The organism is Xanthomonas sp. WHRI 10204 (assembly GCF_040202875.1).
Lineage (GTDB): Bacteria > Pseudomonadota > Gammaproteobacteria > Xanthomonadales > Xanthomonadaceae > Xanthomonas.
Genome location: NZ_JBEGDW010000001.1, coordinates 335,684 through 350,796 on the forward strand (window position 1 = coordinate 335,684; position 15,113 = coordinate 350,796).

General features: G+C 63.8%; 11 protein-coding genes. 6 read left to right on the forward strand and 5 right to left on the reverse strand.

Annotated features, from left to right (window positions below; genetic code table 11):
• Nucleotides 1-128: 128 nt before the first annotated feature.
• Together ABQZ00_RS01585 and ABQZ00_RS01590 are read right to left on the reverse strand one after the other, a co-directional pair.
• Nucleotides 129-1,823: a proline--tRNA ligase gene (locus ABQZ00_RS01585; protein ID WP_323537771.1), complete on the reverse strand. Its 1,695-nt coding sequence runs from the start codon at nt 1,821-1,823 to the stop codon at nt 129-131.
• 263 nt (nt 1,824-2,086) lie between these two features.
• Nucleotides 2,087-2,491 carry a DUF4124 domain-containing protein gene (locus ABQZ00_RS01590; RefSeq protein WP_115562885.1) on the reverse strand — a complete coding sequence of 135 codons (405 nt, stop codon included), beginning with the start codon at nt 2,489-2,491 and terminating at the stop codon, nt 2,087-2,089.
• 122 nt (nt 2,492-2,613) lie between these two features.
• On the opposite strand from ABQZ00_RS01590, the gene pssA reads away from it, so the two are divergent.
• The 5 genes from pssA (at nt 2,614) to ABQZ00_RS01615 (ending at nt 7,686) form a co-directional block, all read left to right on the forward strand.
• Nucleotides 2,614-3,387 carry a CDP-diacylglycerol--serine O-phosphatidyltransferase gene (gene pssA / locus ABQZ00_RS01595; protein ID WP_055848184.1) on the forward strand — a complete coding sequence of 258 codons (774 nt, stop codon included), beginning with the start codon at nt 2,614-2,616 and terminating at the stop codon, nt 3,385-3,387.
• Nucleotides 3,388-3,397: 10 nt separating this feature from the next.
• Nucleotides 3,398-3,862: an alanine acetyltransferase gene (locus ABQZ00_RS01600; RefSeq protein WP_323537770.1), complete on the forward strand. Its 465-nt coding sequence runs from the start codon at nt 3,398-3,400 to the stop codon at nt 3,860-3,862.
• Nucleotides 3,859-4,341, forward strand: coding sequence for a ribosomal protein S18-alanine N-acetyltransferase (rimI, locus tag ABQZ00_RS01605; protein WP_055848190.1), 483 nt, complete (start codon nt 3,859-3,861; stop codon nt 4,339-4,341). The genes ABQZ00_RS01600 and rimI overlap by 4 nt, the downstream gene beginning before the upstream one ends.
• Nucleotides 4,342-5,167: 826 nt before the next feature.
• Nucleotides 5,168-6,301 carry a pectate lyase family protein gene (locus tag ABQZ00_RS01610; protein WP_115562881.1) on the forward strand — a complete coding sequence of 378 codons (1,134 nt, stop codon included), beginning with the start codon at nt 5,168-5,170 and terminating at the stop codon, nt 6,299-6,301.
• Between the two features lie 242 nt (nt 6,302-6,543).
• On the forward strand, nt 6,544-7,686 hold the full coding sequence (locus ABQZ00_RS01615) for a pectate lyase family protein (RefSeq protein WP_055848197.1): 1,143 nt from the start codon (nt 6,544-6,546) through the stop codon (nt 7,684-7,686).
• Between the two features lie 316 nt (nt 7,687-8,002).
• Here the strand turns inward: ABQZ00_RS01615 and ABQZ00_RS01620 are convergent, their stop codons facing one another.
• Complete coding sequence (locus ABQZ00_RS01620; protein ID WP_323537769.1) at nt 8,003-9,976, reverse strand: transglycosylase SLT domain-containing protein; 1,974 nt, start codon at nt 9,974-9,976, stop codon at nt 8,003-8,005.
• 271 nt (nt 9,977-10,247) lie between these two features.
• On the opposite strand from ABQZ00_RS01620, the gene ABQZ00_RS01625 reads away from it, so the two are divergent.
• Nucleotides 10,248-13,127, forward strand: coding sequence for a TonB-dependent receptor (locus ABQZ00_RS01625; protein ID WP_323537768.1), 2,880 nt, complete (start codon nt 10,248-10,250; stop codon nt 13,125-13,127).
• 194 nt (nt 13,128-13,321) lie between these two features.
• On the opposite strand, the gene ABQZ00_RS01630 is transcribed toward ABQZ00_RS01625, so the two are convergent.
• Together ABQZ00_RS01630 and ABQZ00_RS01635 are read right to left on the reverse strand one after the other, a co-directional pair.
• On the reverse strand, nt 13,322-14,524 hold the full coding sequence (locus ABQZ00_RS01630; RefSeq protein WP_323537767.1) for an FAD-dependent monooxygenase: 1,203 nt from the start codon (nt 14,522-14,524) through the stop codon (nt 13,322-13,324).
• A 58-nt stretch (nt 14,525-14,582) separates the two neighbouring features.
• Nucleotides 14,583-15,035, reverse strand: coding sequence for a MarR family winged helix-turn-helix transcriptional regulator (locus tag ABQZ00_RS01635; protein ID WP_311238559.1), 453 nt, complete (start codon nt 15,033-15,035; stop codon nt 14,583-14,585).
• Nucleotides 15,036-15,113: the final 78 nt, after the last annotated feature.

Genomic DNA, 15,113 nt, shown 5'->3' on the forward strand with positions numbered 1-15,113 from the left:
TGAGAGAGAAAGAATGCCGATCCTTGGCAGCGGCGGCCATCATAATGTCAGAAAACCCGCATGACAAATGCGCCGAAATAATTCGGCGCCTTGTGTTCATCCGATTGGAGCGGAATTGCCCTGTTTGATCAGCACCCCAGGCGGGAGAATAATCCGGCCTTATCCAGGTTTTCTGCCGATTCGGCGGTGCGGGCGCGATATTCAAATGTGCCGGCTGCCAATCCACGTTCCGAGACGACCACCCGATGCGGAATGCCCAATAGTTCCATATCGGCAAACATGGCGCCCGGACGCAGACCACGGTCATCCAGTGCGGCATCGAGACCGGCGGCGATCAATTCGTCCAGCAACGCCTGGGCAGCAGCGACCACCTGGGCGTCCTGCTTGGGGTTGATCACGCACACCACCACCTGCCACGGCGCCATCGGCGCCGGCCAGACAATACCGGCCTCGTCATGGTTCTGTTCGATTGCCGCAGCCACGATGCGCGAAATGCCGATGCCGTAACAGCCCATCTTCATCACCGCGACCTTGCCGTTTTCGTCGATGACGGTAGCCTGCAGCGCCTGTGCGTACTGGCTGCCAAGCTGGAACACGTGTCCCACTTCGATACCGCGGGCCAGACGCAGCTCGCCGCCATCGGCAGCGCGTTCGCCGTCGATGACGTTGCGCACATCGGCCACCGTCTCCGGCTCGGGCAGGTCACGGCCCCAGTTGACGCCGACAAGGTGGGCGCCAGGTACATTGGCGCCGACCACGAAATCGGCCATGGCCGCGACATCGCGATCGGCCACCACGCGCACCGGGCGGGCGGTCTTCAGCGGCCCCAGGAAGCCCGGCTCGCAGCCGAGGTGGTCGCGGATTTCGGCCTCGTTGGCCAGACGGTAGTCGGCCAGGCCGGCCACCTTGCCCAGCTTGATCTCGTTGACCGCGTGGTCGCCACGCACCAGCACCAGCACGAAGCCGGCGCTGGTCATCACCGCCACCGACTTGACCGTGCGCTGCAACGCGATGCCCAGCAGTTGAGCGACGTCTTCGCAGGTCTTCTGAGTGGGCGTTTCGACCTGGCGCATGCTTTCGGTCGCTTCCGGACGCGGACCCGGCAGCGCGGCGCTGGCGGTTTCCACGTTGGCGGCGTAATCGGAGGCCGTGGAGAACGCCAGCGAGTCTTCGCCGGAGTCGGCGATGACGTGGAATTCCTGCGAGGCATCGCCACCGATCGCGCCGGAGTCGGCCTGCACCGCGCGGAACTCCAGCCCCAGGCGGGTGAAGATGCGGGCGTAGGCTGCACGCATGTTGTCGTATTCGCGCGCCATGTCCGCATCGGTGAGATGGAACGAGTACGCGTCCTTCATCAGGAACTCGCGCGCGCGCATCACCCCGAAGCGCGGGCGGATTTCATCGCGGAATTTGGTCTGGATCTGATAGAAATTGAGCGGCAGCTGCTTGTAGCTGTTGATCTCCTGGCGCGCGAAGTCGGCCGCAGCTTCTTCGGCGGTGGGGCTGTAGCAGAACTCCTGCTGCTTGCGGTCGCTGATCTTGAGCAACTGCCCGCCGAACTTTTCCCAACGCCCGGTGGCGTCCCACAGCTCACGCGGCTGGATGGTGGGGAACAGCACCTCCACGGCGCCGGCGCGGTTCATTTCCTCGCGCACGATCGCCTCGACCTTGCGCAGCACGCGCAGGCCCAGCGGCGACCAGGTGTACAGCCCGGAGGCCAGCTTGCGGATCATGCCCGCGCGCAGCATCAGACGGTGGCTGACCAGCTCGGCGTCGGCCGGGGTTTCCTTGGTGGTGTGCAGGTGGAACTGGGAAAGACGCATCGGGCTTCGCTTGGGCGGAAAGCCCATAGTTTGCCAGTGTCGCGCCCTGCCGGTCATGGGCGCATACCTGCGCGGCGGGAGTGGTCGGCGTTCGGCTTGCCTGGTCAGGCGGTCGTAACGCCGGATCGTCGGCCTGCGGTGTGAGCCCGACCACAGTCCTGGAGACGAGGTCGCGCGGCCCTCGAAACGCACTGCGCCACCGCCGCGGCGCGTTTTGTCGCCGCCCAGCGGGGTGACGGCCGCTCAGGCTGTCCAGCTCGAACTCAGGTGGCCGGGCCGCCGCCAGTCGCTGCTGGCTTGCAATAGGCCTTGGCGGCGGCTTCGGCCAGATTACGCTGCGCGGCGCGGGCGTCCGGGTCCAGCGCCGTGCCGGGCTTGCCGTCGGTGCCGGCGCCCATGGTCACCTCGCCCTTGCCGCTGAGCAGCTCAAGGTTGCGGCGTGCGGTGAGGCAGTCGGCCGATTCCGGGGTGGCGGTCTCTGGCGCGGCGATGGCCGCAGTGCCGCTGCGCGCGTCGATCCGGCGCGATTCGTAGCGCTGGCCGGTCGGCGGCGGGGTTTCGGTGTAGTGGGTCACGCCCTTGGCGTCCTTCCACTTATACAGATCGGTAGCGCCTGCAGCGGCGCTGACCAGCAGCAACAGGGCGCAAAGCCCGGACGACAGGTGCATGTGGCTTCCCCTGGATGATTCCAGCCGCGATTGCAGCATCCACGGCCCGCGCTGGCAAGTGAGCGCGCTGCGGGATGCGGGCGCGCTACCGCCGGACGGACCTCAGGCCCTACACTTGTCGGATGGATGAAATGAGACCGCCCCCGCGCTCGCGCACGATTTACCTGCTGCCGAACCTGTTCACCACCGCCGGGTTGTTTTCCGGTTTCTACGCCATCATCGCCGCCGCCAATGGTCAGTTCGTCCAGGCGGCGATGGCGGTGTTCGTGGCGGCGGTGATGGACGGGTTGGACGGCCGGGTTGCGCGCCTGACCAATACCAGCAGCGAATTCGGCGTGCAGTACGACTCGCTGGCCGATCTGGTCAGCTTCGGCATGGCCCCGGCGCTGGTGATGTATCACTGGTCGCTGTCGGCGCTGAAGTACGACAGCAACGTGATGGGACGGGTCGGCTGGTCGGCCGCCTTCCTGTATGCGGCCTGCGCGGCGCTGCGGCTGGCGCGCTTCAACACCCAGGTCGGCGTGGTCGACAAGCGCTGGTTCATCGGTCTGGCCAGCCCGGCAGCGGCCGGGCTGATGATGTCCTTCGTATGGGCGTTCGCCGACGACAGCCTGGGCTTCGACGGCGAGCAGCTGCGCTACGTGGCGCTGGCGGTCACGGTGGTGTCGGCGCTGTTGATGGTCAGCCGGATCCGCTTCTGGAGCTTCAAGGGCGGCGCGCGTGGCCCGCGTGCCGACCGCGTGCCGTTTCTGGCACTGGCGGTTGCCACGGTGGTGATCGCGCTGTTGGTGATCGACCTGGCGCGGTCGTTGCTGGTGATCGGCGTGCTGTATGCGTTGTCCGGCCCGATGATGTGGCTGTGGCGGCGTTGGCGGCGTGTCCCCGAGCTTCCATGAGCCGGCGTCCATGAGCGAGCCAGCGCACGAACCGGTGTGGTCGGACCTGCAGGTGTCGTGCCTGCAGGCGATGGGGCACACCGTGTATCTGGATCGCGACACAGCCGATGCTTTGCCTGCGCCGGTTGAGGTGATCGACCACGCGCCGGTGTCTGCGCCAGTGCGTGCGCCGCGTGTCGCGCAAACGGCTCCGGCTGCTGTACCGGCGGCGCGTCGCTCGGCGCCGACTGCGCCGGCCGAGTCGCGTGCGTCTGATGTACGTTCGGCAGCTGCACCGCAACGGCGTGGCCGCGTTGGTCTGCCCGACCGTTTGCAGATGGCGTTGCTGCGCGCGTCCGGTTGCAACCCGGGCGACCCTTCGACGCAAGCCTTGATGGCCTCCTGGCCGTTGGCCGACTTGCGCGGCAATCCTGCCGCCAAGCGCGCGCTGTGGCCGCAGCTGCGCGCGCTGCGTCGCCGTCAGGACCCGGCGTGAGCGCAATGAACGCGCCGCTGCCCGCGCCACTGCGTGCCATGCGCGAAAGCGATCTGGACGCGGTGATGGAGATCGAGCAACGTGCCTATCCGTTCCCGTGGACGCGCAGCATCTTTCGCGATTGTTTGCAGGCGGGCTACCCGGGGTGGGTGATGGAGCAGGGCGGCCAGGTCATCGGTTACGGCATCATCAGCATCGCCGCCGACGAGGCGCATGTCCTCAACGTCTGTATCGCGCCGGAAGCGCAATCGCAAGGACACGGGCGTGTGTTGTTGCGCGCCTTGATCAAGGGCGCCTGCGACCGCGGCGCGCGACGCGCATTTCTGGAAGTGCGCCCGTCCAATCCTTCGGCGATTGCGCTGTATCACTCCGAAGGCTTCAACGAGATCGGGCGGCGCCCGCGCTACTACCCCTCCAATACCGGACGCGAAGATGCGTTGGTGATGGCGATCGAGTTGTTCTTCGAAGGGTTTTCCTGAGCGCTGCGGCAGCCTCGCCTTCGCGGGCTGCCCATCATCGAATCGATTGCAGGTAACGATCGCGCGCATGGCGTTGTGCGTGCGTGGATGGGTGTGCGCGTATGACAAACATGGGCTTGCTTGCGCATAGGCTGCTGTGGACAGCCGATAACGTCTGCAAGATGCACGCGTACGGGTTGACTGTGTACGCAACCAGCGCCACGTGGCCTGTGCTCTTGAACATACAGCAACGCCAATAGAGCCATCGATTGACGCTTGGTCTTGGATCACGATGTCTTGCGCACGGCTCGCATCATGCAGTGCATGTATGCGGATGTATCGCTCAGTTGATCGCCTGCGTCATGCCTGTTCTACGTGCGCTAGGCGATTGTGCACCGCACCTCGCACGTTCGTGTCGGTTCCCGCTTGCTGTATTGCGTGCGGGCAGACGCATCAAGCGCATGTGCGTCTTGCACGCGCTATCCAGTCAGTACGTTGCAATGGATGCTTTCGCTGCGAAAAAACACGCCCATGTGATCGCAACAGCATGGTGTGTTGAAGGCATGTCCAACTGCAATGCGACACGCAGAATGCTGCGCTGCAGTGTCCCTGGCGCTGTCTCTGCGTGTCTTGATTACAGCGTTTTGTCTTCTCTTTGGTGTCCCGCAACCGTTTGCGTGACTGCGCGTGCACATCGAGGCATTGCTTAGATACAAGCGATTGCGATGCTCCTAGTATCCGTGTCGCGGAGCTGAAAATTACAGAGATGAAAAGTACGTTCCGCAGTCAATAGACGAGGAATGTGCCGCCGCGCGGCGCATCGAACCCATTCGAGGGAGACATCAAGATGAAGCCGAAATTTTCGACGGCGGCCGCCGCGTCGCTGTTTGTCGGGTCGTTGCTGCTCACCGGCGTTGCAAGCGCCGATCCTGCGCTGGAAGCGGCGACCACCGGGTGGGCGACGCAGAACGGCGGTACCAAGGGCGGCTCGAAAGCTGCCGCTGCCAACATCTACACCGTCAAGAATGCTGCCGAGTTGAAGAACGCGCTGAAGGCCAGCGTGGGCAGCAACGGACGCATCATCAAGATCAGCGGCATCATCGATGTCAGCGAAGGCAAGCCTTACACCAAGACCTCGGACATGAAGGCGCGCGCGCGTCTGGATATCCCGACCAAGACCACGCTGATCGGCATCACCAGCAATGCCGAAATCCGCGAAGGCTACATGTACGTCAAGGCCAACGACGTCATCATCCGCAACCTCACCATCGAAAATCCATGGGACCCGGAGCCGGTCTGGGATCCGGATGACGGCAGCGCCGGCAACTGGAATGCCGAGTACGACGGCCTGACCGTGGAAGGCGCTACCAACGTATGGGTGGACCATGTGACCTTCACCGATGGTCGCCGCACCGATGATCAGAACGGCACCGGCAACGGCCGCCCCAAGCAGCATCACGACGGCGCGTTGGACATCAAGCGCGGTGCCAACTTCGTCACCGTTTCCTACTCGGCGTTCAAGTCGCACGAGAAGAACGGCCTGATCGGTTCCAGTGACAGTCATTCAAGCTTGGACAGCGGCAAGCTCAAGGTCACCATCCACAACACCCTGTTCCAGGACATTGCCGCGCGTGCACCGCGGGTGCGTTTTGGCCAGGTGCATCTGTACAACAACTACCACGTGGGCAGCACCAGCAATAAGGTCTACCCGTTCTCGCATGCGCATGGCGTGGGCAAGGAATCGAAGATCTTTTCCGAGCGCAACGTGTTCGACATCAGTGGTGTGAGCAGCTGCGACAAGATCGCTGCCGACTACGGCGGCAGCGTGTATCGCGACCAGGGCTCGCTACTCAATGGCAAGGCCTTGAGCTGCTCCTGGAACAGCAATATCGGTTGGACTCCGCCATATACCTACAGCCTGCTGTCGGCCGACAAGGTAGCTGCGGACGTCAAGGCAAAAGCCGGCGCCGGCAAGCTGTAAGCGACAGCACCTGCTGCAAAGCGTTGCCACGCGCAGTGCACGAAAACGTGCGCTGCGCGTGGCTCGTGGTCATTCCAAAAACGCAGGTGCAACATGATGAAAATGTACTTTTAAATAATGTACATAAGCATTAGCATCGGTCGGGTTCGCTAGGGGACTGGCCTGTTGGCCTGGGCGAACACACGGGGAACACGTCGCGTAGCGGCGTGTCATGCATCACTCATTCAAGAGATTTCATCACCATGTCGAACGCATCGACTGTTGTGGGACGTACCGTTGTGGGCGTTGTATTGAGCGCCGCGTTGTTGTCGACCACCGCTTACGCAGCCGACCCTGCGCTGGAGGTTGCCACCACCGGCTGGGCCACCCAGAACGGCGGCACAAAAGGCGGTTCCAAGGCGGCGGCAGCGAATATCTATACCGTCAGCAACGCAGCACAATTGAAGGCCGCACTGAAGGCCAGCGCTGGAAGCAACGGGCGCATCATCAAGGTCAAGGGTGTCATCGACATCAGCGAAGGCAAGGCCTACACCAAGACCTCGGACATGAAGACGCGTGCGCGTCTGGATGTGCCGACCAAGACCACCTTGATCGGCGTCGGCACCAACGCAGAAATCCGCGAAGGCTATTTCTACATCAAGGCCAACGACGTCATCGTGCGCAACCTCACCATCGAAAATCCGTGGGATCCGGAACCGAAGTGGGATGCCGACGATGGCGACAACGGCAACTGGAATGCCGAGTACGACGGTTTGACCGTGGAAGGCGCCACCAACGTGTGGGTTGACCACGTGACCTTTACCGATGGTCGCCGCACCGACGATCAGAACGGCACCGCCAATGGTCGCCCCAAGCAGCATCATGACGGCGCGATGGACGTCAAGAAGGGCGCGAACTTCGTGACCATCTCGTACTCGGCCTTCAAGTCGCACGAGAAGAACAGCCTGATCGGCTCCAGCGACAGCGCCTCCAGCACCGATAGCGGCAAGCTCAAGGTGACCATCCACAACACTTTGTTCGAAAACATCTCCGCGCGTGCACCGCGGGTACGTTTCGGCCAGGTGCATCTGTACAACAACTACCACGTGGGCAGCACCAGCAATAAGGTCTACCCGTTCTCGCATGCGCATGGCGTGGGCAAGGAATCGAAGATCTTCTCCGAGAACAATGCCTTCGACATCAGCGGTGTGAGTAGTTGCGACAAGATTGCCGGCGATTACAAGGGCAGCGTGTACCGCGACCAGGGGTCGTTGCTCAACGGCAAGGCGTTGAGCTGTTCCTGGAACAGCAACATCGGCTGGAAGCCGCCGTACACCTACAATCTGCTGTCTGCCAACAAGGTGGCTGCGGACGTCAAGGCCAAGGCCGGCGCAGGCAAGCTGTAACTGCTGCTGCCACACGCAGCGCTGCAAGGGTTGCAGCACTGTTCGTCATCACACAACGCCCGCAGCGATGCGGGCGTTGTGCGTTTGCACGATGTGCCGATCGAGGTCTGGATGTCCTGCTTAGGGGTCGTCAGCGAAGCCAAGACGCGATAGCACGCTGCCGCCACGCGTCCAAAGACCGATTCGCGATGCGGCCCGGAAGCGGCCCGCAAGCGGCCAGGGCATCGCACTTCAACTAACCCATGGCTGAGAACAGACGCAACGGCGCAGGCGCGCCCGCCTCAGCAAGCGGCAGGACGCGTCGGCAAAAGTGCATTCAGTCCTGCGCTGCGTTGTTCGCGCTCTGGCCCGGCGTGCACACCGGCTTTTGACGCTTGTCCACCAGCTTGCCCATCAGTCGGTCGCTCAGCGGCAGCATGTCGCCGTTGAGGCGCCAGTCGTAGATCACGCTGAAGGCCAGGACACGCGCAACGTACTCGCGGGTTTCCTTGTAGCTGATGGTCTCGATCCAGAAGTCCGGTTCGAAGCCCGGCCGTTGCGATTGCCAGCGGCCGGTCGGGCCGGGTCCGGCGTTGTACGCGGCGATGGTGAGATACGGCAGGCCATAGGTATTGAGCAACTGGCGCAGGTACGCGGTGCCGATGGCGATGTTGGTATCCGGCTCGTACAGACTGGCGGCACCCGCGTAGCCGGGCAGGGCGATGCCCTTGGCCACTGCCGCGCCGGTGCCGGGCAATACCTGCATCAGGCCCATCGCATTGGCCGGCGAACGCGCACGTGGATTGAAGATGCTTTCGGCGCGGATCTCTGCAGCGACCCAGGCCGGATCGATGGCGTTCTTGGCGGCCTCGCGGCGAATGCTTTCATCGTGATGTAGCGGGAAACGCAGCGCATACAACCGTTGCTCGTCCGGCTGTTTGCCGAGCGCAAACACCGCGCGGTCGAACCAGCCGTTGTCGCTGGCTACCTCCACTGCAAGGCGGCGCTGGGTGTCGTCGAAGCGGCTGGCGGCATCGTTCCACTCGGCCACCGCCCAGCCGGGGCGATCGATCTGGAACAACGCAATTGCACGGGTCAATGCCGGGTCGCGCGCCACTGCGGCCTTGGCCTGCGGGCTGTCCTTGGGCTCCCACGGGCACAGCCGATATGGCTGCTGCAGGCGGTCGGCGGCCAGGAAGCCGTGGAAGGTGGGCGACTGCGCAGCGGCGCGATACAACGGCTGTGCTGCCGCCGCCGAACCGGTCTTCTCGGTGAGGCGCGCTTCGAAATACTGCCAGCGCGAATCGGCGCGCTGGCTGGCCGGCATCTTGCGGATGGCGGCCAAGGCTGCAGGCCAATCGCCACGTGACATCGCCTCGCGCGTGCGCCATTCGTGCAGGCGCTCGTCGTAGGCCGCATCGGGCACCGCGTTGAGCCTGCGCGCTGAATCCGGCAGGTAGGACGCCACCGTCCACAACGCAATCTGATACAGCACCTGCCCGCGCTGCGCGTCGCTGAAACCCAACGCGCTGGCGAACTGCGGCAACTGTTGCTCGGCGGCATCCGGGTCGGTCTTGGCCAGCTTGGCCAGGCCATCGACGGCGATGTTGCGGCTGCGCTCGGTCTTTGGCCAACCCAGTGCACGCGGGTGGACCTTGTCGAGAAAGGTAGCGTAATCGGTGGCCAGTGCCAGATCAGCCGCCGGCAAGCCACGCGCCGCCGCACGCATCACTGCAGGCAGCTGCGCATCGGCAGCGGCTTCCACACGCTCCCAGCGCAGTGCCGGGGTGAGTTCGCCGCGCGACTCCAGCCCCGCCACCACCGACTCGCACGCATCCGGCAACGCCTTGCCGTTGCGCCACAGGGTGAGCGCATCGCGGCTCCACTGTGCGTCCAGCTTGCCGGTGGCCTGGCGCGCGGTCAGCTGCGCGCAGCGCAGCCCTACGTTATCGGTGGTCTTCCAGTTGGCCAGTAACGTGGGCCAGTCCTGGCGGCGCGCGACCGCCGGCAACCAGGTGCTACGGAAACTCTCGGCCACTGGCTGGCCTGCGTAGCGCTGCAAGAACCCCTGCGCCTGCGCGTTGGAGACGTTGTCGATGTTGCGCTTGAGCGTGGCGTACTCCAGCCAGCCGTACAGCGGATGGCGGCTCAATGCAGAGAGCTGTGCGGGATCGGATTGGCCGCGCTCTGCGGCGGCGATCGCATCGCGCATGGCAGTCAATTGCGGATCCAGGCTTTGCGCATGCAGCGCAGTGCTGCCAAGGCACAACAGGCCGACGAAAACAGTGGCAAGACGCGGGAAATAAGTCATCGCGCGACTATACCGAAGCACGCCTGAGCGCTTGAGTGAATACGCATCGCGCCTGACAGCATGCGGCCTATCGATGCCGCTGTGCGTTCGTCGTCTGGACGATGCGCTTGCGCGTTTCTATCGGCATCTGCGCTCACACCATGCACTGCGACGCGCATCGCAGTGCTGCACCGCCAGATTGCGGTGCGTTAAGGTTTCGTTTACAACTTGGGCCGGACCGCAGGGCACGGGGGCGTGCGGACACTTAAAGATCCTTCTGGAGAGAGAAAGGATGAAGCGTCTGATTGGCCCGTCTCGGTCATGCCTGGCCGTGCAGTTGTCGTTGTGTCTGATTCCCACGCTGGCCTGGGCGCAACAGCCCGAGGCGACCCCCGGTACGCGCACGCTCGATAGCGTGCAAGTCACCGGCACCCGCATCAGGACTGCCGAGCTGCAAGGCCAGGTGCCGATCCAGACGCTCAACCGCGCCGACATCGAGCGCACCGGCCTGACCTCGATCGGCGAAGTGCTGCAGGAACTCACCGCGTCCGGTTCGGCGCTCAACGCCAAGTTCAATTCGTCCGGCAATTTCGGCTTTCCGCCCGACGGCGGCGGCGTGGGCGCGGGTTCGGCGCAGGTGGATCTGCGCCACCTCGGCTCCAAGCGCGTGCTGGTGCTGGTCGATGGCATCCGCTGGGTCAACGAGTCGTCCGCCTCGGGTGTGGGCTCGTCGACCGACCTCAATACCATTCCGCTGGCGATCGTCGAACGCATCGAAGTGCTCGAAGATGGCGCCTCGTCGTTATACGGTTCCGATGCGATTGCCGGCGTGGTCAACATCATCACCCGGCGCAGCTTCGACGGTGCACAGGTCACGCTCAACTACGGCCAGTACGGCAAGGGCGATGGCGCCAACCAGGGCGTGGATCTGGCCTGGGGCACCAGCGGTGAGGATTTCAGCCTGTTTTTAGGCGCCAGCTACGTCAAGCAGGACCCGATCTATGCGCGCGACCGTGCGCAGGCACGCTTTCCGATCCCGGGCACCGGGCTGACCTTCGGCAGCTCGGCCACACCGGATGGGCGCTTTCAGTTCGTCGACCCCACGACCGGCGCGCGCCAGAACCTCACCCCCAATGCCGGCGTCGGCACGCCGCAATACGACGGCAGCGCTGGCTGCACGCGCAGCGACGACTACCACTGCTTCGGCACCGCAGACCGCTACAACTTTGCCGAGCAGAACCTGCTGCTGACACCGTCCGAGCGCAAGGGCGTGTTTGCGCAATTCCGCTATTACTTCAACGACGACGTGCAGTGGTACGTCAAGGCGTTGGGCAATCGGCGCGAGTCGACCAACCAGGCCGCGCCGGAGCCGATCTTTCTCGGCCCCGATGCCGGCACCGGCAATCCGCTCGCCGACAACATCGTGATTTCCGGCTTGAATCCGTTCAATCCGTTCGGCTTCGATCTGAATTCGGCCACCAACCTGATCCAGATCGGCCGGCGTCCGGTGGAAGGCGGGCCGCGTCGCTACGAGCAGCAGGTGGATACGCAGTACTTCGGCACCGGGCTGGTGGGCACCTTCGAAGCGGCCGCGCGCACCTGGTATTGGGACGTCAACGGCATGTACAGCAAGAACAAGGCCGAGCAGACCAACTACGGCAGCTACAACCTGTTCAACATCAATCTGGCGTTGGGCGATCCGGCTGCATGCGCGGCGGTGGCTGGCTGCGTGCCGCTGGATATCTTCAGCGGCGCGGGCAGCATCACGCCGGACATGTTGCGCTGGATCCAGCCGGTGGTGCGCGACCGCAGCCAGAACGAATTGAGCCTGTTCACTGCCAACCTCAGCAGCGAATTGTTCCCGCTGCCGGGCGGCGCGGTATCGTTTGCCAGCGGCTACGAATACCGCAAGTACGAAGGCTCATATCAGCCCGATCCGCTCACCGTGGCCGGCCGCTACAACGGCGTGCCGTCGTTGCCGACCTCCGGTAGCTACGACGTCAACGAGGCGTATCTCGAGCTCAATATTCCGATCTTCGCCAACTCGTCGTTGGGCGACAAACTCGATCTGAATATCGCCGGTCGCTATTCGGACTACTCCACCTTCGGCGGCGAATTCACGCCCAAGTACGGCCTGCGTTGGCAGGTCACCGACGAGTTGGTGTTGCGGACCAGCTACGCCGAAGGCTTCCGTGCACCGACCATCGGCGAGCTGTTCGGTTCGGCCGCGCGCGCCGATCTGCAATTGTCCGATCCCTGCTCGATCGGCCTGGGCGGCACCGCCCCGCGCGGCAGTGCGGCCAACTGCGCCGCACTGGGCGTGCCGGGCGGTTACCAGCAGGCCAACCAGCAGATCTCGGTGACCACCGGCGGCAACGAGCAGCTGGACCCGGAGCGTTCGCGCAGCTTCAGCGCCGGCTTTGTGTTCAGCCCGGGCTTTGCCAGCAACGCCAGCTGGTCCGACCGGCTGGACATGGAAGTGACGTTCTATCGCCATCATGTCGACGGCGCGATCCAGGCCATCAATGCGCAGACGCAGCTGGATCTGTGCGTGGACACGCTGGATGCGCTGTACTGCGACGGCATCGGGCGCGCGTCCACCGGCGGCATCAATGCCTTCAACAACCGGCTGACCAATCTGGGCTCGATCAAAACCGATGGTTGGGATGTGGATCTGTTCTGGACGCTGCCGGAAAGCGCGTTCGGCCGCTTCAAGTTGTCGTGGCAAAACACCTTCGTGGGTCGTTACGAAGCACTGGGTGCGGCTGGACAGCGGCAGCCGCAGGGGCCAGGCATCGAAGTGGTCGACAGTGCGATTCCCGAGTGGACCAGCAATGCCGTGCTGGATTGGTCGTTGGGTAATTGGACCGCATCGTGGACGGCGCGCCACATCTCCAAGCTCACCGAGCAATGCGGCGATGCGGTGGAATTTGCGGTGTGCTCCGATCCTGCCATGGGTACCAATCGGCTGGACGCGATCACCTATCACGATGCGCAGGTGGGGTATCGCGTCGATTGGCTCAAGGGGCTGCAACTCACGGCTGGCTTGAACAACGTGTTCGACAAAGATCCTCCGCTCTGCCTGTCGTGCTCGCTCAACGGCTATGACGCATCCACTTACGACATTCCCGGTGGGCGCTTCTGGTATGCGCGTGTGGATTTGAAGTTCTAGGGCGGCCGGATGCTGCGTGGTTCTTCAGTGAGAACCACGCAGGCTGATTGGGTGATCGCGGCGACACAGATGAGTGGTCGTCGCACCACACATGGTTATGGCAGGTGATGCGCAGGTGCCGGTTGCCTGCGTATCGCAGCGGTGTGAGCGCGTGGTCGTGCAGTCGTTGTCGTCGATTCGCGACAACGACTGTTTCAGCGCGGCTCTAGCTGCCGATAGTCCGGCAAGGCGATGCTGTTGGAATCGCGCGCAAAGCGGTTGTTGATGACGCGTCGGACAAGCGGGGTGCCAGCCAGGCGCATCGCGCCGCGCAGCAGCGTCAGTCCAACGGCGGAGTGCGGCCAGAGCAGACGAGGGACGATCTTGGGAACGTTCTGCCCCTCTTTGACGAACGGGCGCATGATCCGTTCGTAGTGCGTAAACGCTTGCGTCGGTGCGCTGGCCTGGGCAAGTTCGCCCGCCAATACATAGCTGCCCACCATCGCCAGCGTCGTGCCGATGCCCGATAGCGATGTGGGACACCACGCGGCATCGCCGGTCAACACTACCCGGCCGGCGGACCAGCGCGGCATGCGCACCTGTCGCAATACCTCGAAGTAGAAATCGTCGACATCCTTCATCGCCTCGAGAATGCGCGGGAATTCCCAGCCATCGTTGGCAAATTGCGCTTGCATGTAGTGCCGTTGCCGCTCCAGGCTCCATGCGTTCTCGCCCTCGGGCCGCTTCTGCAGGCCGAGATAGGCGCCCAGCTTGCCGTCCAGGGCAGGCTTCAACGTCGCGCCGCGCCCACCCACCGTGTTGTATTGCCTGGCATAGGCACTGTCGTGCGGGAGTCGGGGGATGCTGAAGTACGCAATGGTCATGTCCATCCAGTACGGCACGTTCTCGCCGGGAAACACCAGCTCACGCGTGTGCGCACCAACGCCTTCGGCGACGATGACAGCGTCGTAGCGTGCGGAGTGGCCGCTGTGGAAGGTGACGTCGACGCCGTCCTGGTCCTGCGCGAGGTCGCAAATGCTGTCGCCGAAGCGGTAGGGCACGCGCTCGCGGCTGGCGTCATACAGGATGCGCGCGAGGTCGCCGCGACGGATTTCCAGATCGGCAGTGGGCCCGCCGTCGGTGTCGGACTCGTCTGCCTTGAAGCGCGCAATGACGCGATTGTCTTCGCTCACCCAATCGGTGCCGAGTTCCTTGGTGCTACGTTCGAATGCACGCGCCTCCAGTCCCATGCGGCGCAGCACCTCGCGCGCATTGCCGCGCACGTCGACGTTCTGGCCGCCATCACGAAACGCCGGCGCGCGTTCGACGACGTCGACCTCGACTCCATAAGCATCGAGCCACCATGCCGCAGTGGTCCCGGCGACGCTTGCGCCACTGATGAGAATCCGACGGGCCATGGTGCCGCTCCTGCAGTGAATTTATATCACGCATGATACTTAAATATCATGCGTGATGCTATTCGCTTGCGGCGGTTTCCAGATTGTCGATCAGTCGGCCAAGCAGAACGGTCAGCAGCGCGGCTTCTTCGTTGGAAAAGCCCGAGACGCCGACGGCATTGAAGTGAAGCAGCGCGGTGCGCCCGGTGGCAGCGGCGTCTTGACCGGCATCGGTCAGCCGAACGGTGGCGGCGCGTTTGTCGCTGGACAACGCCTCGCGCGCAATCAGCGCCATCGCTTCGAGCTTGTCCAACAGCGCCACCATCGCAGGCTGCTTCACTGCGGAGTGGCGCACCAGGTCCCGCTGCAGCATCGGGCCTTTCCACGACAGCAGCAGCAACGGTGCAATCAGCGCAAGCGTCAGCCCGTGTTCGCGCAGGCGCGCGTCGACACTGCGATTAAAGACGCGCGCGGCATGGTTGGCCAGATAGCCGGGCGCGATGGCGGCTTCCGGGTGGATGTCCGAGTTCATGCTCGAAGCATATCCCACGCGTGTGGGGCGATGGCACCGCGCGACTGGGGCTATTGCGCGGTGGCGCAGCGTGGCTTG

Coding starts and splice junctions, on each gene's coding strand:
- ABQZ00_RS01585 (WP_323537771.1), bottom strand. CDS start 1,823: ATGCGTCTTTCCCAGTTCCACCTGCACACCACCAAGGAAACCCCGGCC.
- ABQZ00_RS01590 (WP_115562885.1), bottom strand. CDS start 2,491: ATGCACCTGTCGTCCGGGCTTTGCGCCCTGTTGCTGCTGGTCAGCGCC.
- pssA (WP_055848184.1), top strand. CDS start 2,614: ATGGATGAAATGAGACCGCCCCCGCGCTCGCGCACGATTTACCTGCTG.
- ABQZ00_RS01600 (WP_323537770.1), top strand. CDS start 3,398: ATGAGCGAGCCAGCGCACGAACCGGTGTGGTCGGACCTGCAGGTGTCG.
- ABQZ00_RS01610 (WP_115562881.1), top strand. CDS start 5,168: ATGAAGCCGAAATTTTCGACGGCGGCCGCCGCGTCGCTGTTTGTCGGG.
- ABQZ00_RS01615 (WP_055848197.1), top strand. CDS start 6,544: ATGTCGAACGCATCGACTGTTGTGGGACGTACCGTTGTGGGCGTTGTA.
- ABQZ00_RS01620 (WP_323537769.1), bottom strand. CDS start 9,976: ATGACTTATTTCCCGCGTCTTGCCACTGTTTTCGTCGGCCTGTTGTGC.
- ABQZ00_RS01625 (WP_323537768.1), top strand. CDS start 10,248: ATGAAGCGTCTGATTGGCCCGTCTCGGTCATGCCTGGCCGTGCAGTTG.
- ABQZ00_RS01630 (WP_323537767.1), bottom strand. CDS start 14,524: ATGGCCCGTCGGATTCTCATCAGTGGCGCAAGCGTCGCCGGGACCACT.
- ABQZ00_RS01635 (WP_311238559.1), bottom strand. CDS start 15,035: ATGAACTCGGACATCCACCCGGAAGCCGCCATCGCGCCCGGCTATCTG.